This window comes from Phaeobacter sp. PT47_59 (assembly GCF_028890025.1).
Classification (GTDB): domain Bacteria; phylum Pseudomonadota; class Alphaproteobacteria; order Rhodobacterales; family Rhodobacteraceae; genus Phycobacter.
Window position 1 is genome coordinate 59,187 of the sequence record NZ_JARCJL010000008.1, and the last position, 24,838, is coordinate 84,024.

Here is a 24,838-nt window from a genome sequence, read left to right on the forward strand (position 1 = left end):
CGGAAGATCCCCTTTTCACGTGATAAAGGCCGCCTGTGATGGGCGGCCTTTCTTTGTTGCAATGGCTTCATATTCTGTTGATCTGCCTTGAGTCACTCGTACTGGAAGTTGCATTCCATGCGGGTGTCGCCTTTACTCGAACCTAAGGCCGCGTCGAGCCTTCGGAGCTTGAAGTGACAGCGAACCAGATAACCCTGATCCTTTTTCCGCTAGTTGTCTGCTTTCTGGTCGTCGGCTTCTTTCTGATCTCCAGAAGGCGTAAGAAAGGCCAGCCGCCGAAAGTCCACGGTCCGCACAACCCTGATGTGGGTTGCGATCCCACGGAAATTGCCAGAAGCAAGGGGAGTGGTATGGCTGACGGCGGAGTTGGTTAGCCGAAACGGAAGCTTGACGCTGTGACGCCGCCAAAGATGTCCTTCTGGTGATAGACCCGTGTTGCCGGTTCTTCTTCGGCGGCGCCGAGTGCGGCGAAAAGGGGCACCAGGTGATCTTCCTGCGCGTGGCAGGCGCGGGCGTAAGGTGCGCTCTCCCAGTTGAGCAGCGCTTCTGTGCGCTCTGCGCTTGGCTGGGCCATCACCTCTGTCAGCCAGCTGTCAAAGGCCTCTGACGGGGTTTTCGCGCGTGGCCCGAATTCGCGCAGGTTGTGATAGCTGAGGCCGGAGCCCACGATCAGCACCCCTTCATCCCGCAAAGGTGCAAGGGCGCGGCCAAGGGCGAAATGCTCAGCCGGGCTGTACCCGTGGCGCATCGAGACCTGGAACAGCGGCACATCCGCATCTGGGTACATCACCGCCATCGGAACAAAGGTGCCGTGATCGTATCCTTGTTCAGCGTCCATCGAGACCGGCAATCCCGCCGCTGCGATCAGATCCGCGGTGCGCTGGGCTAGTTCCGGCGCGCCGGGGGCGGGATATTGGATCTCGTAGGTTTCCGGCGGGAAGTTGTAATAGTCATAGACCATCGGCGGGCGGGGCGATGTCATGACGGTAAAGCTCTCCGCCTCCCAATGGCCCGAGATCATCAGGACGGCCTTTGGCCGCTCACCGATCTCATAGGGCATCCGGGCAAGCGCCTCTGCCAGCGGTGCGAGCGCGGCGCTCATATTGGGAATCCAGGGCCAGGGACCGCCGCCGTGTGAGATGAAATAGCTGGGCATCCGTGAACGCATCCGAACCTCCTTGACCACATGTTGTTGGTTCAGATGTTAATAACTGCCCGCCGCCGGAGGTATCCCCAGCAGCGAACAGATCCTGTGCGCCCCTGTGCGCATCGGTCGCCAGCGGTGCAGAGAAGGCTTGGGGATAGCGCTCAGGCCTTGTCGGTGACGTTTTCCTTGAAGGCGACTTCGAACTCGGCCTGCTTTTCCGGGCTGGCCTCGGTCTGGTAGTTGGTTTTCCACTCATCCATGGTCATGCCGTAGAAGATCTCGCGCGCTTCGGTCTTGCCCATCTCGATGCCGCGTTCATTGGCGGCTTCCTGGTACCAGCGGCTGAGACAGTTGCGGCAGAAACCCGCCATGTTCATCAGGTCGATATTCTGCACATCGGTGCGATCTTCCATCAGGTGTTTCTGCAGGCGGCGGAATGCGGCGGCCTGAAGTTCGATCTCTGTCTGCTGGTCCATAGGGGTCTCCCGGTGTCTTGCTGTCGATACTATGTGGGTGCGGCCGCCCGGAGGCAAGCGCAGGCTAGAGCCCGGAGGCAGCCAGGGCTCGAGGTAGCACCTGCGCCAGCCGCTCGGCCCACTGCCGCTGCCCGGCGGCATCGGCAATCAGGTCGTTGCGCAGCTCGATCAGCGTGTTGGGGCGGCCATGGGCAGTGCCATGGGTGTCGATCGCATCGCCGGGCAGGTAGCCGGTGTAGGGTTCGTTGATCCCGACACAAAGGTCACCCTCGGCCTGGAGCGTCTCGATCAGCGCCGGAGAGAACCGTTCTCCTTCAGGATAGAGAATGCCGATCTCCCAGGGGCGCGGCGGACGCCCGCGCAGCTGCCGGGTGAAGGAGTGCATGGATAGGATCACGGTGCCCGGCCGCGCCGCCAGCCCGGCCACCTGCCTGTGATAGGGGCGGTGGCAGGCGTCAAGCCGTGCCTCGCGTTCGGCCGCATCGGCATGGCGGTTGGCCGGGATGATGGTGCCATCGTATAGCTTCATCAACAGGGTCGGGTCATCCTCGCCGCGGTTGGGATCGATCACCAGGCGCGAGAAATTGGAGGCCACCACCGGCGCATTCAGCATCTCGCCCAGGTGACGCGCGACAGCATAGGCGCCCACGTCATAGGCGATGTGACGCTCCATATCCTCATGCGGCAGACCAAGGTCGCCGCCGTTCACGAAGGGGGGGATGTGATTGGTCGCATGATCGCAGGTGATCAGCCAGCGGGCCGGGCGATCGGCCCCATGCACGAAGAAGGGAGTGTATGTCATAAGTCCGTCATCTTTTGTTGACGATACCTTTAGGGCAGTTGCGGCAAAATAGGAATTGGGTCATAAGCACCCTCAACAGTGTTTGCGGTAACACCCGCCTGTCACAGACCAGATGTCGGAAGGACACAGCCCATGAAACGTTCACGCAGCGTGAAGATTGTTGCAACCCTGGGACCCGCCTCCGAAACCTATGACATGATCCGCGCCCTGCATGAGGTCGGCGCCGATGTGTTCCGGCTGAACATGTCCCACGGCACCCATGCAGAGATCGCGGAAAAGCACCAGATCATCCGTCAGGTCGAGAAGGACCTGGACAGCTCCATCGGCATTCTGGCCGACCTGCAGGGACCGAAACTGCGGGTTGGTGTCTTTGCAAATGGCGCCGAGGATCTCGCCGAAGGGGCCGCCTTCCGTCTGGATCTGGACCCCACCGATGGCGATGCGGCGCGGGTCTGCCTGCCGCATCCGGAGATCTTCCAGGCGCTGGAACCCGGCGCGCATCTGTTGGTCAATGACGGCAAGATCCGCCTGCGGGTGGAACGCTGCGGCAGCGATTTTGCCGATTGCGTCGTCGTGACCGGAGGGACCATCTCCAATCGCAAGGGGGTGAACGTGCCAGATGTGGTCCTGCCGCTGGCGGCGCTGTCGGAAAAGGATCGCGAGGATCTGGAATTCGCCTGCACCCTGGGGGTGGACTGGATTGCTCTCTCCTTTGTGCAGCGGGCCAGGGACGTGTTCGAAGCCAAGGGGCTGGTCGATGGCCGTGCTGCGGTTCTGTCGAAGATCGAAAAACCCTCTGCCGTGGAGCAATTCGAGGATATCCTGGATGCCTCGGATGGGATCATGGTGGCGCGGGGTGATCTGGGGGTGGAGCTGCCCGTTTCAGCGGTGCCGCCGATCCAGAAGCGGCTGGTGCGCAAATGCCGTGCAGCCGCCAAGCCGGTGATCGTCGCCACGCAGATGCTGGAAAGCATGATCGAAAGCCCGATGCCGACGCGCGCCGAGGTCTCGGACGTGGCCACCGCGATCTACGAGGGGACAGATGCCATCATGCTGAGCGCGGAATCCGCTGCCGGCCACTATCCGGTAGAGGCGGTGCGCACCATGGATAATGTCGCCACCGAGGTGGAGATGGACCCGACCTACGCGCAGATCATCGCCTCGTCGCGGTCTTCCAAGGGCAGCACCATTGCCGATGCCATCGTTTCGGCCGCGCGTGAGATTGCCGAGAAGACCGATATCAAGGCGATCTGCTGTTTCACCCAAAGCGGCACCACCGCGCTGTTGACCGCGCGCGAACGCCCCGGCGTGCCGATCATCGCGCTCACCCCGTTGGAGGGAACCGCGCGGCGCCTGGCGCTTAGCTGGGGCTGCCACTGCGTGGTGACCGGCGGCCAGGAACGCTTCAAGGGCGCGGTCGTCAATGCGGCCCGTGCGGCCCGTGCGGGCGGTTTTGCAACAGAGACCGATCAGATCGTGGTCACCGCCGGTGTGCCCTTCAACGTGCCCGGCACCACCAATATCTTGCGCGTGGCGCCTTGTGATGAGCGTTTGATTTACAGCACCGACCCGGAATAGGCTGTTCCCCGACCCATGGCGGGAAGGGGGACACATGGACAGTGATCTGGCGATCGTTCTGGGGTTTTTCCTGGGGTGTCTTGCAGTTCTCTCGCTCGTTTCGGCCTATAGCGATGGAAGATGGCCGCGCCTTGGGGCTTTGTTGCTGGTCATCAGCGCCGGTTTCATCCTCTATGCGGCGCGGATGCGGCCGGGCGGATACCGGCTGGAGGAACTGCCCGAGGTGTTTTTCAGCGTTCTAGGGCGCTTTTCCTGAAGAAACCGCTTGCCCTTGTCACCCTGTTTTCGTAAACGGCGACCCTGTTCACGCGGCCGGCCGGAGTGGCATGCCGAGTCGCGTATCTACCGAACCTGCATTGAAGGAGACGGAAATGCCCAAAATGAAGACGAAATCGAGCGCCAAAAAGCGCTTCAAGGTGACCGCCACCGGTAAGGTGATGGCAGGTCAGGCCGGCAAGCGCCACGGCATGATCAAACGTCACAAGAAATTCATCCGTGATGCCCGCGGCACCACGACCCTGTCCGCCCCCGACGCCAAGATCGTCAAGGGCTTCATGCCCTACGACCGCTAAGAGGAGATTTGACACATGTCCCGCGTTAAAGGTGGTACCACAACTCACGCCCGTCACAAGAAGGTCATCAAGGCAGCCAAAGGTTACTACGGCCGCCGCAAGAATACCTTCAAGGTTGCCCGTCAGGCCGTCGACAAGGCCAACCAGTACGCAACCCGCGACCGTAAGGCGCGCAAGCGTAACTTCCGCGCCCTGTGGATCCAGCGCATCAACGCCGCTGTCCGCAGCCACGACGAATCGCTGACATACTCGCGCTTCATCAACGGCCTGAACCTGGCCGGTATCGAAGTCGACCGTAAGGTCCTGGCGGATCTCGCCGTGCACGAGCCCGAAGCCTTCGGTGCGATCGTCAAGCAGGCCCAGTCCGCTCTGGCTGCCTAAGCTGGCCGCCTAAGTCAGGCGTCAAAGACATTCTGTCGAAAGACAGCCGAACCCGTCGGAGTGATCCGGCGGGTTCTTTCGTTTCTGGTGATGTCCGGGGATCAGGCCTGTTCTTCGGGTTCTGCGCCAGGCTCACCTCGCCCGCCCATGACCCGCCCGCCCAACACCAGTGCTGCAACAGGGAAGATCGCCCATGGGAAGGCCGTGGTCATCAGGTTGATGCAGATCAGGAACAAAGCCAGGATCCAGATCCGAACGGGAATGGACATGAAGGGTTTGAACCCCAATGCCCCATTGCCGTTGATCTGCCCGTAAACCAGGGCAAGGGCGAGGACCGGCCAGGCGGGCCAGAAACGGCCTCCGGTGACCAGGTTCAGCAGCACGGCGCCGCCAACGCCAAAGAGGTATAGGCGCTGGGTCGGTGTCTTCAGTCCGCCGAAAGCCTCTTTTGCGGCCTGCAGGACCGAGTGCGCGGCAGAGCGCCCTTCGGATGGGGCTGCCGGAGCAGGCTGGGCCCCTTGGTCTGTCCGGTCGCCATCCCAGACATGCGCGACCTTCTCGGGTCGTGCCGGGCGGTCTGGTTTGTTGGCTTGGGCCGGTCTGACCTGGGGTTTCACCTTCTCAAACCGGTCCGCAGTGGCAGCTGCCGTGGTGATCCGATAGACCGAGACCTCTTCGGGGAGGTTCTTGGCGGATTTTTCGCCTAAGTACTCGAACCCGATGGTCAGCTTGTTGTGAACCTGGTCGTAGACCTGGCGCGAGATCAGGATGCCGCCGGGTTCGGCCATGGTCTGCAGCCGCGACGCCAGGTTGACGCCATCGCCCAGCAGGTCATCCCCGTCGCAGATCACATCGCCTAGGTGGATGCCGATACGGAACCTGAGCAGGCTATGGTCGGCGGCCAGTTCCTGCTGCACCTCGATGGCGCAATGGGTGGCTTCGACAACCGAAGGGAAATCGGCGATCAGACCATCGCCCGCTGTATTGGCAACCCGTCCACCGTGACGGTCGATCAGTTTGAAGAATACTGCCCGCGCCGCCTTGAGCGCGGCATAGGTTGCGACCTCATCGGCCTCCATCGCTGCGCTGTAGCGCTCGGCGTCGGCGGCCAGGATCGTGGTCAGCTTGCGGGTGACGGGATTACTCATACTATCAATCTCTGAAAAAATGATCTGGGATCTTGGCGCCAAGATGGGGCGTCTGGCTCACGCTTGCAAGCCATCGAGGGGCGGCGCGGCAGGTTTTGTCGCAACGGATGCAGCCCTGCTATGGGGCAGGGGGCTCAGCCGCCCTTGCGTTTGGCGGCGCGTGTGGTAGCAGAAGGCAAGCAAAATTCAGGGGACCGTCATGGACGATCTTAAGGCAAAATATCTGGGGCAGATTGCCGATGCCCAGGACGAGGACGCGCTGGAGGCGATCCGCCTCGCCGCCGTCGGCAAGAAGGGCGAGGTGGCCCTGAAGATGCGCGAATTGGGCAAGATGACGCCCGAGGAACGCCAGACCGTGGGTCCGGCGCTCAATGCGCTGAAGGATGAAATTAACTCGGCCCTTGCCGCGAAGAAGGCGGCACTCGCCGATGCCGCGCTGGATGAGCGCCTGCGCACCGAGTGGCTGGATGTGACCCTGCCGACCCGGCCCCAGCGCCAGGGCAGCCTGCATCCGATCAGCCAGGCCAGCGAAGAGCTGACCGCGATCTTTGCCGAACTCGGCTTTTCCGTCGCCGAAGGATCGCGCATCGAGACCGACTGGTACAACTTCGACGCGCTGAACATTCCCGGCCACCACCCGGCCCGCGCCGAGATGGACACCTTCTATATGCACCGCGCGGAAGGCGATAATCGCCCGCCGCATGTGCTTCGCACCCACACCAGCCCCGTGCAGATCCAGTCGATGGAAAAGATGGGCGCGCCGCTGCGGGTGATCTGTCCCGGTGGTGTTTACCGTGCCGACTACGACCAGACCCACACGCCGATGTTCCACCAGGTCGAAGGCCTGGCGCTGGACAAAGACATCTCGATGGCGAACCTCAAGTGGGTGCTGGAGGAATTCGTCAAATCCTTCTTCGAGGTGGACGACGTGGAGCTGCGCTTCCGCGCCTCCCACTTCCCCTTCACCGAACCTTCGGCCGAGGTGGATATCCGCTGTTCCTGGGACAATGGCCAGCTGAAGATCGGCGAGGGCGACGACTGGATGGAGATCCTCGGCTCCGGCATGGTGCACCCCAAGGTGATCGCTGCCGGCGGGATCGACCCCGACGTATACCAGGGCTTTGCCTTCGGCATCGGGATCGACCGTCTGGCGATGCTGAAATACGGCATCCCCGACCTGCGCGCCTTCTTTGACAGCGACCTGCGCTGGCTGCGCCACTATGGCTTCAGCTGCCTTGACGTGCCGGCCCTGCATGGCGGCCTCAGCCGCTAGAAGTTGACGATCCGCCTGGCCGTTAGGCCGGGCAGCGCCCGACCCTCTCCCCGGGAGGGCGCTTCGCAACCACCCAGGCTCGGGCGCTGCCCTTTGCGGAGTGTCCCAGCCTTGAAACAAAGGGCAATCTTTGCCATTGCCTGTTTGAACCGAATTCATCTGCCAAAAGGGCGCTGAGACATGAAATTCACCCTCTCCTGGCTGAAAGACCACCTCGACACCAATGCCTCTGTCGCGGAGATCGCCGAAACCCTCACCGATCTCGGCCTCGAGGTCGAAGAGATCGTGAACCCGGCCGATGCGCTGAAAGGCTTTACCCTGGCCAAGGTCGTGGGCGCCGAGCAGCACCCCGATGCCGACCGCCTGCGTGTCTGCCGCGTGATGACCAACGAGGGCGAAAAGCAGATCGTCTGCGGCGCCCCCAATGCGCGCGAAGGCATCACCGTGGTTCTGTGCAAACCCGGCGACTATGTGCCCGGCCTTGATATCACCCTGTCGGTGGGCAAGATCCGCGGCGTCGAAAGCCACGGCATGATGGCCTCGTGGCGCGAGCTGGAGCTGGGCGAGGATCACGACGGCATCGTGGAACTGCCTTCGGGCGAGGTGGGCGACCGGCTGATCGACTGGCTGGCGGAAAACGACCCCTCCAAGGTCGATCCGATGATCGAGATTGCCATCACCCCGAACCGCCCCGATGCGCTGGGCGTCTACGGCATTGCCCGCGATCTGGCGGCCCGTGGTCTGGGCACGCTGAAAACCCACGAATACGAGGCGATCCCCGGCGATTTCGAAAGCCCGATCAAGGTCACCATCGACGCGGACACGCTGGATGGCTGCCCGCTGTTCACCGGCCGCCTGATCAAGGGCGTCAAGAATGGCCCCAGCCCGCAGTGGCTGCAGGATCGGCTGACCGCCATCGGCTTGCGCCCGATTTCGGCGCTGGTGGATATCACCAACTTCTTCACCTTCGACCAGAACCGCCCGCTGCACGTCTTTGACGCGGCCAAGGTGACGGGCGACCTGCGGGTTCATCGGGCCAAGGGCGGCGAGACCCTGCTGGCGCTGGATGAGAAGGAATACACCCTTGGCGCGGGCCAGATGGTGATTTCCGACGCCAATGGCCCCGAAAGCATCGCCGGCATCATGGGCGGCGAGGAAACCGGCTGCACCGAGGAGACCGTCGATGTCTTCCTCGAAAGCGCCTTCTGGGATCACGTGCAGATCGCGACCACCGGCCGCGCGCTCAAGATCAATTCGGATGCGCGTTATCGGTTCGAACGCGGTGTCGATCCGGAATTCACGCTGGAAGGGCTGCATCGCGCCACCCAGATGATCCTCGACCTCTGCGGCGGTGAGCCGTCCGAAGTGGTGATCGCAGGCGACGTGCCGGATCATTCGCGCGCCTACAAGCTGGACGCAAGCCGGGTGCAGTCGCTGGTCGGCATGGATATCCCCGAAAGCGATCAGCGCCAGACCCTGACCCGCCTTGGCTTCCGGCTTGAGGGCAACATGGCTCATGTGCCCAGCTGGCGCCCCGATGTTCAGGGCGAGGCCGATCTGGTGGAAGAGGTCGCCCGTATCGCCTCGCTGACGAAACTGGAAGGCAAGCCGCTCAAGCGTCTGACGCCGGGCATTCCGAAACCGGTTATGACCCCGCAGCAGCGCCGCCAGCAGATGGCCCGGCGCACCGCGGCCAGCCTCGGCTACAATGAAATCGTCAGCTACACCTTCATCGACAAGGCCTCGGCCACGCTGTTCGGTGGCGGTGACGATGCAACCATGCTGGCCAATCCGATCTCCTCCGAGATGTCCCATATGCGTCCCGCCCTGCTGCCGGGATTGTTGCAGGCCGCCGCCCGCAACCAGGCGCGCGGCTATATGGACCTGGCTCTGTTCGAAGTCGGCCCGGCCTTTCATGGCGGGGAGCCGGGGGAGCAGCACAACCTGATCTCTGGTCTCTTGGTCGGACGCACCGGTGCCAAGGATGTGCATGGCGCCTCGCGTCCCGTGGACACATTCGATGCCAAGGCCGATATCGAGGCCGTTCTGGCCGCCATCGGTGCCCCGGCCAAGGTTCAGATCCTGCGCGGCGCGCAGGGCTGGTGGCATCCGGGCCGCCACGGCAAGATCTGCCTGGGGCCGAAAAAGGTGCTGGGCGTCTTTGGCGAGATGCATCCCAAGGTGCTGAGCGAAATGGGCGTCAAGGGTCCGGCGGTGGGCTTCACCATCTGGCCCGACGAGGTGCCGCTGCCGCGCAATGCGGGGGCCACCCGCGCGGCATTGGCGATCAGCGACCTGCAGGCGGTCGAGCGTGACTTTGCCTTTGTGGTGGATGAAGGCGTCGAGGCGCTGACCCTGGTCAATGCCGCGGCCGGTGCCGACAAGGCCCTGATCGAGGATGTGCGCGTCTTTGACGAATTCATCGGCGGCAGCCTTGGCGAGGGCAAGAAATCCCTGGCCATCACAGTGCGCCTGCAGCCCGTGGACAAGACGCTGAAGGAAAAGGACATCGAGGCGGTGAGCGAGAAGATCATTGCCAAGGTGACCAAGGCCACTGGCGGCAGCCTGCGCGGCTGAGGCCAAAGCTACCCTATGATGCAATTCAACGGCGTCCCCTTCGGGGCGCGGTTTCATTTTGCGGAAAACACCTCTGCCAGGAGATCGAAGACCAGCCGGATCTTGCGGCTGCTGTGCAGCTCTCGGTGGGTGGTGAGCCAGACCGGAAATCGGATCGGTGCCATCTCAGGGAAGAGACGCGTGACCTCGGGCGTCTTCCCCCCGACCCGGTCGGCCATCGGCGCAATCCCGAACCCCTGTTTCACCAACTCCCAGGCCACCAGGCCGCTTTGCGATCCGTAGCGGAAGTTGCGCTCGGTCAGCGTGATCCCCAGCGGGACGAGATGATCGATCATGTCCCGGGCGCTGCCGAAGCTGACAAAATCGTGGTTGCCCAGATCATTGAGGTGCGCCGGTTCACCCGCATGATCGAGATAGCGCGGAGCGGCATAGAAATGCGCGGTGTCTTCCCGCAGCAGTCGGGTGATCAGCTCGGGTTGCTGCGGGCGGACATGGCGAATGGCGATATCCGCCTCACGCCGCATCAGATCGCGGATGTCGTTGGCGGCGATGATCTCCACCGTCAGCTCCGGCGCCATTTCTGAGAGACGGCGCAGCACCTGCGGCATGACATGGGCAGAATAGAGATCGCTGGCGGTGATCCGCACCGTGCCCGTGATGGATTGCGACTGGCCGATGGCCGCCAGGGCAATCCTGTCAGCTGCAAACCCCATGGGGCGGGTATGTTCCAGCAACTCGACCCCGGCTTGGGTCAGCTGCAGGGACTTCCCGATACGTTCAAACAGCATCAGTCCCAGGTCCTGCTCCAATGCGGCAACCTGACGGCTGAGTGTCGGCTGCGTGAGACGCAAACGGCGGGCCGCGGCCGAGAGCGAGCCCTCTTCTGCGGTGGCCAGAAAGGCACGGATATGGTTCCAGTCAAAGCTGTCGGGTGAGCGTGTCATGCATTTATGTATATATTGCCTACGTAATTGGGCAATTCCCGTATGCAAGCGGCGCTCCTATCTTATCGGCAAAGGAGACAGGTATCATGCAGTCATCAGCACAGTTCTGGGACGGGATCGCGGACAGATACGCACGCAGGCCGGTCGGGGACCAGGCGGCCTATGACTACACCCTGGAACGGGTGCGCAGCTATCTGCGACCTGATCAGAGGGTTCTTGAACTGGGCTGCGGTACCGGCACGACGGCGCTGCATCTGCGCGATGCGGTGTCCTGCTACACGGCCACGGATCTGGCGCCTTCGATGATCGCCATCGCGCGGCAGAAGAAAGAGCAGGCGGGCGCCAGCAACCTGCGCGTTAGCGTCTGTGATATCGCCGGGGCGCCCGCGGGACCGTATGACGTTGTCATGGCCTTCAACCTGTTTCATCTGGTCGGCGGTCTGGATGGGGCGCTTGCCCGCATTCATGACAGCATCCGTCCCGGCGGGCTGTTCATCTCCAAGACGCCCTGCCTCAAGGACAGCAAGAGCGGCTTCCAGCGCCTGATGATGCGGGGCATGATCCCGGTGATGCAGCTGATTGGAAAGGCGCCAAAGGTGGTGCGCTTCCTGTCGATTGCGGAGTGGCAGGCGCGGGTCGAGGCTGCGGGTTTTGAGATTATCGAGACGGGCAACTACCCCGCCGATCCTCCGAGCCGGTTTCTGGTGGCCCGTCGCAGGTGATCCGAAGCGGGGGCAAATGGCTGCTCTGGCCCATGGCCGCGATCCGGTCTAAGCAAGGGAAACCAGCGAACGGAGGACGCAATGACACTCAAGGTCTATCTCTCAGGGGAAATCCACACCGATTGGCGCGAACAGATTGTGGCCGGAGCGGCGGATCTGGATGTGGCCTTCAACAGCCCGGTCACCGATCACGCGGCCAGCGACGACTGCGGCGTGGCGATCCTGGGCGCGGAAGAGAACAAATACTGGCACGATCACAAGGGGGCCATGGTCAATGCGATCCGCACCCGCAAGGGGATCGAGGATGCCGATCTGGTGGTCGTGCGCTTTGGCGAGAAATACCGGCAGTGGAATGCAGCCTTTGATGCCGGCTATGCGGCGGCCTTGGGGAAATCCATCGTGGTGCTGAGCCTGCCAGAGCATCAACACGCCCTGAAAGAGGTTCATGCCGCAGCCCTGGCCGTGGCCGAGGAGCCGCGCCAGGTGGTTGAAATCCTGACCTATGTGCTGACGGGCAAGCTGCCCGCGTGAGCGATGTGGTCCTCGAGACCGAGCGGCTGATCCTGCGCCCGCACCGGGTGGAGGATTTCCCCGATGTTGCCGCGCTCTGGGCAGATCCGGTGGTGGTCAGGCACATCAGTGGCGTGCAGTCCACGCCCGAGGCCTCCTAGTCGCGTCTTCTGCGCAACATGGGTCATTGGCAGGCCATGGGCTATGGGTATTGGGCGGTAACAGAGCGTTCGACCGGCGATTTTCTCGGCGAAGTTGGGTTTTCCGATTTCAAACGTGAAATGGACCCGCCGCTTGCGGGGATCCCCGAGGCGGGCTGGGTTCTTGCGACTCATGCCCATGGCCGCGGCATCGCGGGCGAGGCGGTGACCGCAATGCATGACTGGGCCGATGCAGCCAAGGATTGGGATGAAACTGTCTGCCTGTTTGATCCGGCGCATGCCGTGTCGCAGAAGGTGGCCTTGAAATTGGGTTACAGGGTGCGGGAAAAGGCTGCCATCTATCAGGGAAAGCAGACGCTTGTGATGAGCCGGGTCACGGAGTGCTCCTGCCCCTGAACCTGCGCCTTTGGCGACAGGTTGCAGCGTTGGGCCGGGCGCCGCGCTGGCGCGCGGCGCGGATGTGCTATTTCTGAACGGTTGCCATGTCCACAAGGATGCAGTGGAATGCGACAGCGCCCCGCCAATGGCGGGGCGCTGGGCCCAACGGGATGAGGGGTATCAGCCCCGAAGACGGGCGGGAGCGCTACTCGTCCTTCTTGATCTCGACGCTGTGGGGATAGGGGATGGAGATGCCTTCGGCGTCAAAGGCTTCCTTTACCGCTTGAGTCATGGCGAATTTCAGCTCCCAGTAATCTGACGCTTTGCACCAGATCCGTGCTGTCAGGTCCACCGAACTGTCGCCAAGATTGGTGACCCGCACCCAAGGTTCGGGATCTGTCATCACGCGTGCATCGGCTGCCGCCTGTTGCAGGATGATCCCCATGGCCTTGTCCGCACTGTCGCTGTAGTCGATCCCAAACACCAGATCCACGCGGCGGGTGTCATGCGCCGAATAGTTGGTGATGATCGACCCCCAGGCTTTGCCGTTCGGGATGATGATCTGCACGTTGTCCGCCGTCGCCAGTTCGGTCACGAAGAGGTTCAGATCCTTCACCGTGCCCGAGGTGCCGCCGATATCGACAAACTGGCCAAGCTTGTAGGGGCGAAACAGGATCAGCATGAAGCCTGCCGCCAGATCGCTGAGCGTGCCCTGCAGGGCGAGGCCGATGGCGAGGGTCGCCGCACCCAGCATGGCGACAAGGCTGGTCGCCTCGATGCCGAAGATCCCCAGAACGGCGACCAGAACCACCGCGAGCAGCGCCCAACGGACGATGCTGGCCACGAAATTCCCCAAGGTGGGATCGATCTGAGGCGTCTTGTTGATGCGGCTTCGCACAGCGGTGCTGATCATGCCGGTGGCGATCCAGCCAAGCACCAGAACAACCAGCGCCTTTGCCGAGCTGATCACCAATGGCCAATAGGCACCCGCCTGTTCGATCAAGTCTTCCATGTCACATTGTCTTTCTGTGTAGGGCAGGGCCAAGGGAGCCGTGCCTATGCCATGGGCGGCCAGCAGGAGGCTGACGGCCCATGGGCAAAAATGTTGTCCGGCATCGGGAGCCGATCCCGGACCTGCGGTTACTGTTTCTTCAGTGCGTCGCGGATTTCAAGAAGAACATCCAGCTCGCTCGGACCGGCGGGGGCCTCTTCCGCAGGCGCGGCTTCCTCTGCCCGGATTGCAGCCTCTTTCGCCTTGTTCACAAAGCGCACCAGCATGAAGACGACGAAAGCGATGATCAGGAAGTTGATGACGGCCATGATGAAGGCGCCATGGGCAAAGACGGCTGCGCCAGCCTCCCGGGCGGCCTCAAGGCTGGCACCGGCTGGCACCTCGCCCGAAAGGACAAGATAGCTGTTGGTAAAATCGACACCGCCCAGGAACAGGCCGATGATCGGGTTGATCAGATCCCCGACCATGCTCTTGACGATGGCGGTGAAGGCGGCGCCAACGATGATCCCGACGGCCATGTCCATGACATTGCCCTTGGCAATGAAGTCCTTGAATTCTTTCAGCATGTCGAATGCCCCTTGTTTCGCGCGTTGCCCCATGAAGATATTTCATTGAGGTCTGGAGTTGTATTCTACTCCGAGATGTCGCGTCTTGTATTTGATTTTCATAAAAGTCAGGGGGAATTCTGTACTCCCTGACGCAACGCCGAATGGGCATGTGGCGGATTGGGGCCTGGACCCGAAATGAAAAGCGCCGCCCCAAGGGGAGGGAGGCGGCGCAAATCATGGCGGGTTGGCGGGGTCGCGGAGATCAGGACCTCAGCGCCAGAGCGGGAGAGACGACATCGATCCCCAGCGCCTTGCCGACGGCATAGTAGGTCAACTGGCCCGCGTGGACGTTCAACCCATCCAGAAGATGCGGGTCATCCTGGCAGGCCTGTTTCCAGCCCTTGTCGGCAAGCGCCAGCAGGAAGGGGAGCGTGGCATTGCCTAGGGCCTGGGTCGAAGTGCGGGCGACGGCGCCGGGCATATTGGCGACGCAGTAATGCATGACGCCATCGACCTCGTAGATCGGATCGGCATGGGTGGTGGCTTTGGAGGTTTCAAAACATCCCCCCTGGTCGATCGCCACATCAACCAGCGCCGCGCCGGGTTTCATTTCGCTGAGCTGCGCCCGCGAGACCAGCTTGGGCGCCGCAGCACCCGGCACCAGAACCGCGCCAACGACCATGTCGGCCTCGCGCACCAGTTCTGCGGTGGCGGCGGCTGTCGAATACTGGGTGCGGAAGGTGCTGCCGAAAACGTCATCCAGGTATTTCAGGCGATGCAGGGAGCGGTCCAGAACCGTGACGTCGCCGCCCATGCCTGCCGCAATGCGGGCTGCATGGGTGCCAACCACGCCGCCACCGATCACGACGACCTTGGCGGGAGCAACACCGGGAACGCCGCCCATCAGAACGCCGCGCCCGCCGTTGGCCTTTTGCAGGGTCCAGGCGCCGACCTGCGGCGCAAGACGGCCCGCAACCTCGGACATGGGGGCCAGGAGCGGCAGGCCGCCGCGGCTGTCGGTGACGGTTTCATAGGCGATTGCGGTGCAGCCCGAAGCCAGAAGATCGCGGGTCTGCTCCGGGTCGGGAGCAAGGTGCAGGTAGGTGAACAGAAGCTGGCCCTCGCGCAGCATTTTGCGCTCACCCGCCTGGGGTTCCTTGACCTTCACGATCATCTCGGCGGTGGCGAAAATCTCTTCGGCCGTATCGACCAGCTGTGCTCCGGCGGCGGCGTAGTCTTCGTCGCTAAAGCCCGCGCCCGCACCGGCGCCGGTTTGGATCAGCACCTCGTGACCGTGGGCAATGGCTTCATGGGCGGCATCGGGTGTCATGCCGACGCGAAATTCCTGGGGTTTGATTTCAGTCGGGCATCCGATTTTCATGCTGTTTCCTCCCTGATGCAGAAAGAGCCTATGTCGATACCGGGACAATGTGCTTCTTTTTTGGGCAGAATAAAAAGATGCAGTTCGAAGAATATTCGACTAATAGCACAGCAAACGCAAAGGGCTTCGCAAATATGTCACTTGATTCGACGGATCGTCGTATTCTGCAGGTCTTGCAACGGCAGGGCCGGATCTCGAACGCGGACCTCAGCGAGCGGGTGAACCTGTCGGCCTCCGCTTGCCATCGCCGGGTGCAGAGGCTGGAGGCAGAGGGCTACATCAAGGATTATGTTGCCTTGCTGGATGCGCGCAAGCTGAGCGTGCCGACCACGGTCTTTGTGGAGATCACCCTGCAGGGGCAGGCGGATGAACTGCTGGACGCTTTTGAAAAGGCCGTCGCGCGGATCCCGGATGTTCTGGAATGTCACCTGATGGCGGGAACGGCGGATTACATTCTGAAGGTGGTGGCAGAGAACACCGATGACTTCGCGCGCATTCATCGCCAGCATCTGACGCGATTGCCCGGCGTTGCCCAGATGCAATCCAGCTTTGCCCTGCGCACGGTGTTCAAGACCACGGCTCTGCCTGTCTGAATCGCTGTTCGCGCTTGCCCGGTGGTACTCCCGCCCGTCGGCGGCCTTTATTGAAAAGACCACCTCCCGTTGGGCGTGGCAGCGCGCGCTGCGCGCTGCCACGCCCAAGGCCGCCAAGAGGTGGCGACGCAGTCGGCGCATCTGCGGGCGCGGGAGGGCTTGGTGATCTGGTCGGGTGCGGCAGACTTTTATTTGTCTTACAATTCCGAGTCGTATCTGCTTCAAGAGAAGGGATATTGAACGACGGGGGCTGGGCCATGGAATTTGATTACATCATCGTGGGCGCCGGGAGTGCGGGCTGTGTCCTGGCCAAGCGGCTCAGCGAGGGCGGGCAGCGCGTACTGCTGTTGGAGGCCGGGGGACGTGACAATTACCATTGGGTCCATATCCCGATGGGCTATCTCTACTGCATCAACAACCCGCGCACCGACTGGATGTATCGCACCGAGGCCGATCCGGGCTTGAATGGGCGCGCCTTGGTCTATCCGCGGGGCAAGGTCCTGGGGGGCTGTTCCTCGATCAACGGAATGCTGTACCTGCGTGGGCAAGCCGCCGATTATGACGGTTGGCGGCAGCGCGGCCTTGCAGGCTGGGGCTGGGACGATGTTCTGCCCTATTTCAAGAAGTCCGAGGACTATGTCGAAGGCCCCTCTGATCTGCACGGGGCAGGTGGCGAATGGCGCGTCGAGAACCAGCGTCTGCACTGGGACGTGCTGGATGACTGGATGGAGGCGGCCTCGGTCTGGGGGCTGCCCAAGGTTACGGATTTCAACACTGGCAATAACGAGGGCGTCGGCTATTTCCGGGTCAATCAGCGCTCTGGCTGGCGGATGAATACGGCCAAGGCCTTCCTGCGCACGGCGACCGGGCAGGGGCTGAAGGTCGAAACTCAGGCGCATACCCGCCGCATCCTGATCGAGGAGGGGCGCGCCGTCGGGGTCGAGTATCAAAAAGGGGAAGAGATCCGCACTGCCCGTGCCCGCGGTGAGGTCATCCTGTCGGCAGGCGCTGTCAACAGCCCGCAGATCCTGCAACTGTCGGGCCTGGGTCCCGGCGCGCTGTTGCAGGCGCATGGGATCGAGGTGCTGCGGGATATGCCGCAGGTCGGCGCCAATCTGCAGGATCACCTGCAACTGCGCTGTGCCTGGCGCCTGAGCGGGGCCCATACTCTCAATACGCTGGCCAATTCCCTGGTCGGCAAGGCGAAGATCGGCCTTGAATATGCGCTGAAACGGTCTGGCCCGATGTCCATGGCGCCAAGCCAGCTGGGCGCCTTTTCCCGCTCGCGGCCCGATCTGGAGACCCCGGATCTGGAATACCACGTGCAGCCCCTGACGCTGGAGGCCTTTGGTCAGCCCCTGCATGATTTTCCGGGGCTGACGGCCAGCGTCTGCAACCTGCGCCCCGAAAGTCGGGGGCGGGTGGAGATCACCTCTGCCGACCCATTGGCGGCGCCGAGCATTCAGCCGAACTACCTGTCGACCGAAGGAGACCGGCAGGTGGCCGTAGCCGCGATCCGTCAGGCACGGGCGATCATGGCGCAGGCGCCGATGCAGGGATACGCGCCGGAAGAGATGAAGCCGGGCCTTGTGTCCGACGATGAACAGGATCTGGTGCGTGCGGCGGGGGATATCGGCACGACGATCTTCCACCCCACCTGCACGGTGCATATGGGGGCGGAGGAGAGCGCGCCTCTGGATCCCGAGCTGCGTCTACGTGGCATCGCTGGCCTGCGTGTCGTGGATGCCAGCGTCATGCCGGTGATCACCAGCGGCAACACCAATGCGCCGACGATCATGATCGCGGAAAAGGCATCCGACATGATTTTGGCAGCGGCGCGTGGCTGAGACAGGCATATGGCCGCCGAAGGGCTGTTTTGCCCTTGCAGGCGGTCCTGATTTTCGATTCCCTCCTGGTCAGGCGATTTGCCACTTGTAGAGAGGGCCGTGACCGCGTGGGGGCAAAATCCCTGCGGTCCGGCAACAGATGCAGATCTGACATCAAACAATCACATCCCTGCTCTAAAGCGGCCAGAACAGAGATATTTTGAGTGAAGGAGCTCCACCGTGACCAGCGATACCACCCCTGATTCATTCGATTGGCTGGATGCCGAGCTTCAGGACACGCTGGACGAGGATTTCGAGATCGAATTTGCCGAGCCCATGCTGTCGATGGAGCTGCGCAAGATCTACCGGTCGCAACACCCCGAGATGCTGGACCGCAAAGTCTATTTCCGCAACCTGCTGCGCCTGCAGGCAGAGCTGATCAAGCTGCAGGACTGGGTGCAGCACAGCGGCGCCAAGGTCTGCATCCTGTTCGAGGGGCGTGACAGTGCCGGCAAGGGGGGCGTGATCAAGCGGATCACTCAGCGCCTGAACCCGCGGGTGGCCCGCGTCGTGGCGCTGCCGGCTCCGTCGCGGCGTGAACAAAGCCAGTGGTATTTCCAGCGTTACGTGCCGCACCTGCCCGCGGCCGGTGAAATCGTGCTGTTTGACCGCTCCTGGTACAACCGCGCCGGGGTGGAGCGGGTCATGGGCTTTGCCAGCGACGATCAGGTCGAACAATTCTTCCAGGACGTTCCGGAATTCGAGCGTATGCTGGTGCGGTCGGGGATCATCCTGCTGAAATACTGGTTCTCGATCACCGACGAAGAGCAGCAGCTGCGATTCATGATGCGCATCCACGATCCGATGAAACAGTGGAAACTGTCGCCCATGGACCTGGAAAGCCGCATCCGCTGGGAACAGTACACCAAGGCCAAGGAGGATATGCTGGAACGCACCAATATCCCCGAGGCGCCCTGGTATATCGTCGAGGGCAACGACAAGAAGCGCGAGCGGCTCAACTGTATCGAGCACCTCTTGACCAAGGTCCCCTATGAGGATGTGCCCCAGGAGAAGGTGACCCTGCCGGATCGGGAGTATAATCCCGACTATGAGCGCCGGTTCCTGCCGGACGAGCTATACGTGCCAAAGATCTACTGAACGGCTGGGACGCGGCAGGGGGCGGCTCCCGCCCGATCTGGCACAGCCCATGGGCTGTGTCGCCTCCGTTGGGCCCGGCGCCGCGCGGGCGCGCGGCGGGCGCGTTTCGCCGATGTCAGCTATTTTCATCCGGGGGAGGGGTGTCTTCGTCCGCCATGTTCTCAAGGAACCGCTGCAGGTAGCCGGTGAAGGCTTTGAGATCCTCGGTGGAAAACCCTTTCAGCAGGTCGCGTTGCCGTTCCAGCGCGCGCGGCAATATGCGGGCATGGAGCGCATGACCAGCCTCTGTCAGAAACCAGGACTTGCGGCGTTCATCGCCGCCCAGAACCTCGGCTCGTGCCAGCCCAGCCTGTGACATGCGGTGAAGCGCCCGGCTGACGGCGGCCTTGTCGATGCCCGTCACGCGCGCGGCATGGCCGACCGAGCAGCCGGGATCGCGGGTCAGCATCACCAGCATGCGCCAATCCATCACCCCGATGCCGAATTCCTGCTGGTAGGCGCGGGTGGCATTGCGGGTCAGCCGGTTGCCCGCGAATGTCACGGTAACGACCGGGCTGCGATCATAGTCCAGCGTCGGGGCTGCGGGGCTATCCTTGCTGCCGTCGGGCAGCGACAGGAACATCTCGTCGGTCAGATCACTCATGCCCGCAGGCTATGTCAGATGAGTTGACAAGACAACAGGTGCCGCGCAGTCTTCTTTCGCAGAGGTCAGCGGGGGAGGGCAGCAATGGCACGACCGGTCTATGAAATCGATCTACAGGCGTTTTGGGAGGACCCATATCCCGACCTGGCCCGTCTGCGGGTAGAGGCGCCCGTGGCCTATGTGCCGCAGCTTGACGCGGTGTTGATCTCCCGGCGTGATGACATCTTCCGGGAGGAAAAGCGCACTGATGTCTTCTCTTCGGATCAGCCGGAGGGGCTGATGACCCGGTTGATGGGGCAGAACATGATGCGCAAAGACGGCGCGGACCATATGGCCGAGCGCAAGGCGATCTTTCCGGCGGTGTCGCCCAAGACGGTGAAACAGCACTGGCTGGCGCAGTTTCGCGCGGCAACCACGCAGGTGCTGCAGGATCTGGCGCCACGGGGGCGCTGCGATCTGGTGCGCGACTTTGCCATGCCGGTTTCGGCCGAGGCGCTGAAGGCAGTGACCGGGCTGACCCGGATGCGCGCCGACGAGATGGACGCGGTCAGCCAGGGCATGATCGATGGCTGTGCAAATTACGCGGGCGATGCGGCGGTGGAGGCGCGCTGCCACGACAGCACCCGCCTGATCGACGACCATATCAGCACCATGTGGGAGGCGGGATCCGGTGCCGGTGCGTTTTCCCTTCTGCGGGTGCAGCAGAAGGCGGGGCTGCCGGAAAGCCTGATCAGGGCCAATATCAAGCTGGCGATCTCTGGCGGGCAGAACGAGCCGCGCGATGCGATCGCCGGAACGGTCTGGGCCTTGCTGCAACATCCCGAGCAGCTGCAGGATGTGAGGTCCGGACGAGCCACATGGATGCAGGCCTTCGAGGAATACGCGCGCTGGATGTCACCTATCGGCATGTCGCCGCGCCGGGTGGCACAGCCCTATGGGCTCAATGGTGTGGCGCTGCAGCCAGAGGACCGCGTCTTCCTGATGTTCGGCTCCGGCAATCGGGATGAGCGGGTATTTGCCCGGCCGGATCGCTATGACCTGCATCAGGACATCAGCGCGGCTATTTCATTTGGCGCAGGCCCGCATTTCTGCGCGGGGGCCTGGATCTCTCGGGCCTTGATCGCCGAAGCGGCGCTGCCGATGTTGTTTGAGCGAATGCCAGACCTGTCGTTGGAGGGTCCGGCCCGTTTTGGCGGCTGGGCGTTCCGCGGGCCGCTGGAGGTGCCGGTGAAATGGGGGCTGGTGAACTAGGGGCCGGGTGATCGCAGACTATGACATTTGATGACGGTTTGGGTCTCATCTGTGCGGTGCAAGCGGGGCAGAGATGCAGAGGAGAATCTGCAGGGGCAATACCTGAAGACCGATAGGCTCCGATACCATTCGGCGCCAAGGCCATCTGTGTTGATTTCCCCGGAGGGGTCACGGGCCTTGGGTGCAGGAAGCAAGGCCGACGCCAGTTTGGGGGAGGGCGGTACCACCTCCGGGGATATGCCGATTGTTCCAGCTTCGGCAAAAGGACCATGAGCCAAGACGATCCGAGGTTTCAGTGGCCCTTGAGCCGACTATAGCAACTTGCCGCGCACTATACACGCATAAGTTTAGTGATTGCCTAGTGAATATCGTTATGGAGTCGTAAATTGTAGGCTCTAGAAACGACAAACCCCCGGGCAGGGCCGCGGGGGTCGTCAAAAGCATCCAGAAAAAACCGGAGGAAGATCTTAGAGGAGACCTTCGCGCTGTGCTTTCTTACGCGCCAGTTTACGGGCACGACGAATCGCTTCAGCCTTCTCGCGCGCTTTCTTCTCGGAGGGTTTCTCGAAATGTTGCTTGAGCTTCATCTCGCGGAACACACCTTCGCGCTGCAGCTTTTTCTTCAGGGCACGAAGCGCCTGATCGACATTGTTGTCACGAACACTAACCTGCATGTGGTTTTCACCACCTTTCTAAGTTGAGTTGCAAGGATTTGCAGGAGGTGGCCGTATAGCAAAACCGATCTAACATGTCTAGTACTGGGCTGGATGGCTCATTCTGGCCCGGCAGAGGTGCGCAGCCCCTGCATTCAATCGTTACGGAGAAGCAGCATGACAGAGCAGGCAACCGGCATGACATCCGACAGGACGGAAGGCACAGAGGCGCTGAACATGGATGCGCTATTGGATGCGGCACTCATGCATGTGGCCTTTGATGGCTGGACCGAGGCGACATTTGCCGCAGCCGTGGCAGACACCGGTATTGATCCGACCCTGGCGCGGGCCTTGTGCCCACGCGGGGCCGTGGATCTGGCGCTGGCCTATCACCGGCGCGGGGATCAGGTAATGTTGGAGCGGCTGGCGACAGAGGATCTGACGGGCCTTCGGTTTCGCGACAAGATTGCCGCCGCCGTCCGATTCCGCCTGGAGGCGGTCGAGGACAAGGAAGCGGTACGCCGGGGGGTGACTCTTTTTGCGCTGCCCAGCCATGCCGCCGATGGGGCCAAGGCGATCTGGGGCACGGTGGATGCGATCTGGACGGCCCTTGGCGATACCTCCGAGGATATCAACTGGTACAGCAAGCGCGCGACCCTCTCTGGCGTCTATTCGTCCACCGTGCTGTTCTGGCTGGGCGACGAGACGCCCGGTCACCAGGCGACCTGGGAGTTTCTGGACCGGCGCATCGACAATGTGATGCAATTCGAGAAACTGAAGGCGGATGTGCAGAAGAACCCGCTTTTGAAGCCGCTGCTGGCGGGGCCCGCCTGGCTGGCGGGACAGATCCGCAAGCCGAGAGAGGCCGAGGACATGCCCGGGCGTCAGGGCCGCCGATAACGGCCTGTGCCCGCGCCGGGACGCAACGAAGATTGGAACAGGGCGTCAGCAGGGTTTGTGTGTGCCCGTGCCGGTGCTATCACGGGCATCAAGGATACTACGGCAGGGAAAGGACCTTTGCATGACCGATGGTTTGCCCGAAACAATGCGCGCGATCGAGATCTCACAGCCGGGAGGGCCAGAGGTTCTGGCCCTCACCCAACGGCCGGTTCCCACGCCGGGTCACGGGCAAGTGCTGCTCAAGGTGGCCTATGCCGGGGTCAACCGCCCCGATGCGCTGCAACGCGCCGGGGCCTATGATCCGCCTGCCGGCGCCAGCGATCTGCCGGGGCTTGAGGCGTCGGGCGAAGTGGTGGCCATCGGCGCGGGCGTCACGGAATACGCCGTGGGCGACAAGGTTTGCGGCCTTCTGCCCGGTGGCGGCTATGCCGAATATGTGGTGACCCCGGCGGCCCATTGCCTGCCGATCCCCAAGGGGCTGTCGATGAAACGCGCGGCCTGCCTGCCGGAAACCTGTTTCACCGTCTGGTCCAATGTTTTCACCCGCGGGGGGCTCAAGGCGGGAGAGCGGTTCCTGGTGCATGGTGGCTCCTCCGGTATCGGCACGACCGCGATCCAGCTGGCCTCGGCGCTGGGCGCGCGGGTCTTCACCACCGCCGGATCCGATGAGAAATGCCAGGCCTGTCTCGATCTTGGCGCAGAGCGCGCGATCAACTACCGCGACGAGGATTTCGTGAAGGTGCTGCGGGCCGAGGGCGGTGCCGACCTGATCCTGGATATGGTCGGGGGCGACTATATCCCCCGTAACATCCGGGCGCTGGCCGATGATGGCCGCCTGGTGCATATCGCGTTTCTGTCCGGTCCCAAGGCCGAGCTGAACTTTGCCCAGATCATGGCCCGCCGCCTGACGGTGACCGGATCGACCCTGCGCCCGCAAAGCGATCTTGCCAAGGCGCGCATCGCGCAGGATCTGGCCGAGGCGGTCTGGCCGCTGGTGGAGGCAGGCCGGATGAAGCCTGTGATGGACAGCACCTATCCGCTGGAAGAGGCCGCAGAGGCCCATGCCCGGATGGAAAGCTCAGGCCATATCGGCAAGATCGTCCTTAAGGTTGCCGAGGGCTAACGCTCATTTACACTTGGCCTGTGCGGTTCGGTCTGCGCAGGTCGTGCAGAAGGCGGTACGTCCTGGGTGTTTTGCACCTTTTTTCTTATCACTGGCTCAGCATGAACCGCACTACCGAGGGGATTTGGTGTGCGATAGTGGAAAATGCCAGCCCGCCGAATAGGATGGCAAACAGGTTGAGCGCAGATACGCTCCAAAATGCCCAACGAAATGCTCGCCATTTGCGAGCTGCGATTTGGTTGAATGTGAACAGGAGTATTACGGCGAGCCAGTACAAGACCTGGCGCTGGCTGCCGTGTTGGAACGCTGTCGCAATCATCGCTGACCCTAGCCACGGCAGACCTACGTTCAAAATGAGCAGCCAAGCCAATGGGGCGGACAGTAGTCTATCGAACCGGCGCAAAGAGCGCATCCTTCAAGGTGCAGTCGCGGATCACATCGCGGCCGCAGGGCACCGGATCAAGGCTGCGCGACAGGCAGATGCGGGCCTCCTGGATGTGGCCATCGCGGCAGGTGATGGTGAGACTGTCGCGGCTCAGCTGCGGATTTTCCTTCAGGAAGGCCTCTTCCACCAGCGAGGCGGGCAGTTTCACGGTCTTGTCCAGTTTGCGAAAGATCGCCGGGCGGGTGACCTGCGCGTAAGCCTCTCGCGAGAGGGCGAAATACTGTGCCGGCGACAGGCCCGAGCAACTGCCGTGTTTCTTCCATTGATGCCAAGCCAGCCCCGGGCTGCCCATGATATCGGCCATCTCGGCGGTCTGGCGGCGGCTGGGGGGTGCCTCAACCGTGCGGCAGAAATCCGGCCAGCCCCGGTGGTACTGCGGCCACAGCCCATGCAGGGTCCAGCCGTGATCGTGGCGGTCGTCGCATTGATCCGATCCCTTGGCATCGCCTTCGATCGCACACCAGTTGGGCGACCAGCTGAGGCTCAGGACATAGTAGTCGAACTCTCCCGAAATCTCCCTGTCCCGGTCGCTTTCGGCGTGTCCGGGGATCGAAACCAACCCTGAAACCACGGTTGCAATTGCCAGCAAGAACCTGCGCATCGCCTCTTTCCTTATGAAAACAAGGCGACTATATA

The 24,838-nt window shown here is 62.4% G+C and carries 27 protein-coding genes; 16 read left to right on the plus strand and 11 right to left on the minus strand.

Translation table 11 applies throughout. The annotated features are described in order from the left end of the window. Positions 1-370 precede the first annotated feature (370 nt). From PXK01_RS09460 to PXK01_RS09470, 3 genes are all read right to left on the minus strand, one after another. Positions 371-1,168 carry a DODA-type extradiol aromatic ring-opening family dioxygenase gene (locus PXK01_RS09460; RefSeq protein WP_274859789.1) on the minus strand — a complete coding sequence of 266 codons (798 nt, stop codon included), beginning with the start codon at positions 1,166-1,168 and terminating at the stop codon, positions 371-373. Between the two features lie 140 nt (positions 1,169-1,308). Next, positions 1,309-1,623 carry a DUF1244 domain-containing protein gene (locus tag PXK01_RS09465; protein ID WP_274859790.1) on the minus strand — a complete coding sequence of 105 codons (315 nt, stop codon included), beginning with the start codon at positions 1,621-1,623 and terminating at the stop codon, positions 1,309-1,311. A gap of 64 nt (positions 1,624-1,687) precedes the next feature. Beyond that, positions 1,688-2,425 carry an N-formylglutamate amidohydrolase gene (locus PXK01_RS09470; RefSeq protein WP_274847257.1) on the minus strand — a complete coding sequence of 246 codons (738 nt, stop codon included), beginning with the start codon at positions 2,423-2,425 and terminating at the stop codon, positions 1,688-1,690. A gap of 132 nt (positions 2,426-2,557) precedes the next feature. Between PXK01_RS09470 and pyk the strand changes: the two genes are divergently transcribed. The 4 genes from pyk to rplT all read left to right on the plus strand — a co-directional run bounded on the left by pyk (position 2,558) and on the right by rplT (position 4,956). Beyond that, a complete protein-coding gene (gene pyk / locus PXK01_RS09475; RefSeq protein WP_274859791.1) occupies positions 2,558-4,003 on the plus strand; it encodes a pyruvate kinase in 1,446 nt (481 codons plus the stop codon). Positions 4,004-4,037: 34 nt separating this feature from the next. After that, on the plus strand, positions 4,038-4,259 hold the full coding sequence (locus PXK01_RS09480) for a hypothetical protein (RefSeq protein ID WP_274859793.1): 222 nt from the start codon (positions 4,038-4,040) through the stop codon (positions 4,257-4,259). 115 nt (positions 4,260-4,374) lie between these two features. Further along, on the plus strand, positions 4,375-4,575 hold the full coding sequence (gene rpmI / locus PXK01_RS09485) for a 50S ribosomal protein L35 (protein WP_009178285.1): 201 nt from the start codon (positions 4,375-4,377) through the stop codon (positions 4,573-4,575). Positions 4,576-4,590: 15 nt separating this feature from the next. Then, positions 4,591-4,956 carry a 50S ribosomal protein L20 gene (gene rplT, locus PXK01_RS09490; protein ID WP_065271322.1) on the plus strand — a complete coding sequence of 122 codons (366 nt, stop codon included), beginning with the start codon at positions 4,591-4,593 and terminating at the stop codon, positions 4,954-4,956. 101 nt (positions 4,957-5,057) lie between these two features. On the opposite strand, the gene PXK01_RS09495 is transcribed toward rplT, so the two are convergent. Next, entirely contained in the window at positions 5,058-6,104 is a 1,047-nt protein-coding gene (locus PXK01_RS09495; RefSeq protein WP_274859794.1) for an adenylate/guanylate cyclase domain-containing protein, read from the minus strand. A gap of 199 nt (positions 6,105-6,303) precedes the next feature. Between PXK01_RS09495 and pheS the strand changes: the two genes are divergently transcribed. Both pheS and pheT read left to right on the plus strand, forming a co-directional pair. After that, positions 6,304-7,377 (plus strand): phenylalanine--tRNA ligase subunit alpha, encoded by a 1,074-nt coding sequence (pheS, locus tag PXK01_RS09500; RefSeq protein ID WP_274859795.1) that lies wholly within the window; start codon positions 6,304-6,306, stop codon positions 7,375-7,377. A 180-nt stretch (positions 7,378-7,557) separates the two neighbouring features. Beyond that, positions 7,558-9,954 (plus strand): phenylalanine--tRNA ligase subunit beta, encoded by a 2,397-nt coding sequence (gene pheT, locus PXK01_RS09505; RefSeq protein WP_274859796.1) that lies wholly within the window; start codon positions 7,558-7,560, stop codon positions 9,952-9,954. Between the two features lie 53 nt (positions 9,955-10,007). Here pheT and PXK01_RS09510 read toward each other — a convergent pair whose 3' ends face one another. Further along, positions 10,008-10,898, minus strand: coding sequence for a LysR family transcriptional regulator (locus PXK01_RS09510; protein WP_274859797.1), 891 nt, complete (start codon positions 10,896-10,898; stop codon positions 10,008-10,010). 86 nt (positions 10,899-10,984) lie between these two features. On the opposite strand from PXK01_RS09510, the gene PXK01_RS09515 reads away from it, so the two are divergent. From PXK01_RS09515 to PXK01_RS09525, 4 genes are all read left to right on the plus strand, one after another. Then, positions 10,985-11,620, plus strand: coding sequence for a class I SAM-dependent DNA methyltransferase (locus PXK01_RS09515; RefSeq protein WP_274847249.1), 636 nt, complete (start codon positions 10,985-10,987; stop codon positions 11,618-11,620). An 81-nt stretch (positions 11,621-11,701) separates the two neighbouring features. Further along, positions 11,702-12,151 carry a YtoQ family protein gene (locus PXK01_RS09520; protein WP_274859798.1) on the plus strand — a complete coding sequence of 150 codons (450 nt, stop codon included), beginning with the start codon at positions 11,702-11,704 and terminating at the stop codon, positions 12,149-12,151. Continuing rightward, a complete protein-coding gene (locus PXK01_RS21950; protein ID WP_342456180.1) occupies positions 12,148-12,291 on the plus strand; it encodes a GNAT family N-acetyltransferase in 144 nt (47 codons plus the stop codon). The genes PXK01_RS09520 and PXK01_RS21950 overlap by 4 nt, the downstream gene beginning before the upstream one ends. Positions 12,292-12,309: 18 nt before the next feature. Continuing rightward, complete coding sequence (locus PXK01_RS09525) at positions 12,310-12,687, plus strand: GNAT family N-acetyltransferase (RefSeq protein WP_342456181.1); 378 nt, start codon at positions 12,310-12,312, stop codon at positions 12,685-12,687. Between the two features lie 187 nt (positions 12,688-12,874). On the opposite strand, the gene PXK01_RS09530 is transcribed toward PXK01_RS09525, so the two are convergent. The 3 genes from PXK01_RS09530 to ald form a co-directional block, all read right to left on the minus strand. Continuing rightward, positions 12,875-13,681 (minus strand): mechanosensitive ion channel family protein, encoded by an 807-nt coding sequence (locus tag PXK01_RS09530; RefSeq protein ID WP_274859799.1) that lies wholly within the window; start codon positions 13,679-13,681, stop codon positions 12,875-12,877. Positions 13,682-13,809: 128 nt separating this feature from the next. Then, positions 13,810-14,247, minus strand: a complete 438-nt coding sequence (gene mscL, locus PXK01_RS09535) for a large conductance mechanosensitive channel protein MscL (protein WP_274859800.1) — start codon at positions 14,245-14,247, stop codon at positions 13,810-13,812. A 244-nt stretch (positions 14,248-14,491) separates the two neighbouring features. Continuing rightward, positions 14,492-15,610 (minus strand): alanine dehydrogenase, encoded by a 1,119-nt coding sequence (gene ald, locus PXK01_RS09540; RefSeq protein WP_274859801.1) that lies wholly within the window; start codon positions 15,608-15,610, stop codon positions 14,492-14,494. Positions 15,611-15,744: 134 nt separating this feature from the next. Between ald and PXK01_RS09545 the strand changes: the two genes are divergently transcribed. The 3 genes from PXK01_RS09545 (at position 15,745) to ppk2 (ending at position 19,187) form a co-directional block, all read left to right on the plus strand. Then, complete coding sequence (locus PXK01_RS09545; protein ID WP_274847243.1) at positions 15,745-16,203, plus strand: Lrp/AsnC family transcriptional regulator; 459 nt, start codon at positions 15,745-15,747, stop codon at positions 16,201-16,203. 257 nt (positions 16,204-16,460) lie between these two features. Next, complete coding sequence (locus PXK01_RS09550; protein ID WP_274859802.1) at positions 16,461-18,050, plus strand: GMC family oxidoreductase; 1,590 nt, start codon at positions 16,461-16,463, stop codon at positions 18,048-18,050. A gap of 219 nt (positions 18,051-18,269) precedes the next feature. After that, a complete protein-coding gene (gene ppk2, locus PXK01_RS09555; protein ID WP_274847241.1) occupies positions 18,270-19,187 on the plus strand; it encodes a polyphosphate kinase 2 in 918 nt (305 codons plus the stop codon). A 115-nt stretch (positions 19,188-19,302) separates the two neighbouring features. Here the strand turns inward: ppk2 and PXK01_RS09560 are convergent, their stop codons facing one another. Beyond that, positions 19,303-19,830, minus strand: a complete 528-nt coding sequence (locus tag PXK01_RS09560) for a MarR family winged helix-turn-helix transcriptional regulator (RefSeq protein ID WP_274847240.1) — start codon at positions 19,828-19,830, stop codon at positions 19,303-19,305. Between the two features lie 84 nt (positions 19,831-19,914). Between PXK01_RS09560 and PXK01_RS09565 the strand changes: the two genes are divergently transcribed. Continuing rightward, the gene (locus PXK01_RS09565) at positions 19,915-21,081 is read left to right on the plus strand and encodes a cytochrome P450 (RefSeq protein ID WP_274859803.1); all 1,167 of its coding nucleotides are present in this window, start codon (positions 19,915-19,917) and stop codon (positions 21,079-21,081) included. A 467-nt stretch (positions 21,082-21,548) separates the two neighbouring features. Here PXK01_RS09565 and rpsU read toward each other — a convergent pair whose 3' ends face one another. Further along, positions 21,549-21,755: a 30S ribosomal protein S21 gene (gene rpsU / locus PXK01_RS09570; protein ID WP_005614280.1), complete on the minus strand. Its 207-nt coding sequence runs from the start codon at positions 21,753-21,755 to the stop codon at positions 21,549-21,551. A 177-nt stretch (positions 21,756-21,932) separates the two neighbouring features. Between rpsU and PXK01_RS09575 the strand changes: the two genes are divergently transcribed. Together PXK01_RS09575 and PXK01_RS09580 are read left to right on the plus strand one after the other, a co-directional pair. After that, complete coding sequence (locus PXK01_RS09575; protein ID WP_274859887.1) at positions 21,933-22,634, plus strand: COQ9 family protein; 702 nt, start codon at positions 21,933-21,935, stop codon at positions 22,632-22,634. Between the two features lie 133 nt (positions 22,635-22,767). Next, a complete protein-coding gene (locus PXK01_RS09580; protein WP_274859889.1) occupies positions 22,768-23,757 on the plus strand; it encodes an NAD(P)H-quinone oxidoreductase in 990 nt (329 codons plus the stop codon). A 386-nt stretch (positions 23,758-24,143) separates the two neighbouring features. Here the strand turns inward: PXK01_RS09580 and PXK01_RS09585 are convergent, their stop codons facing one another. Further along, positions 24,144-24,803, minus strand: coding sequence for a ribonuclease T2 (locus PXK01_RS09585; protein ID WP_274859804.1), 660 nt, complete (start codon positions 24,801-24,803; stop codon positions 24,144-24,146). Positions 24,804-24,838: the final 35 nt, after the last annotated feature.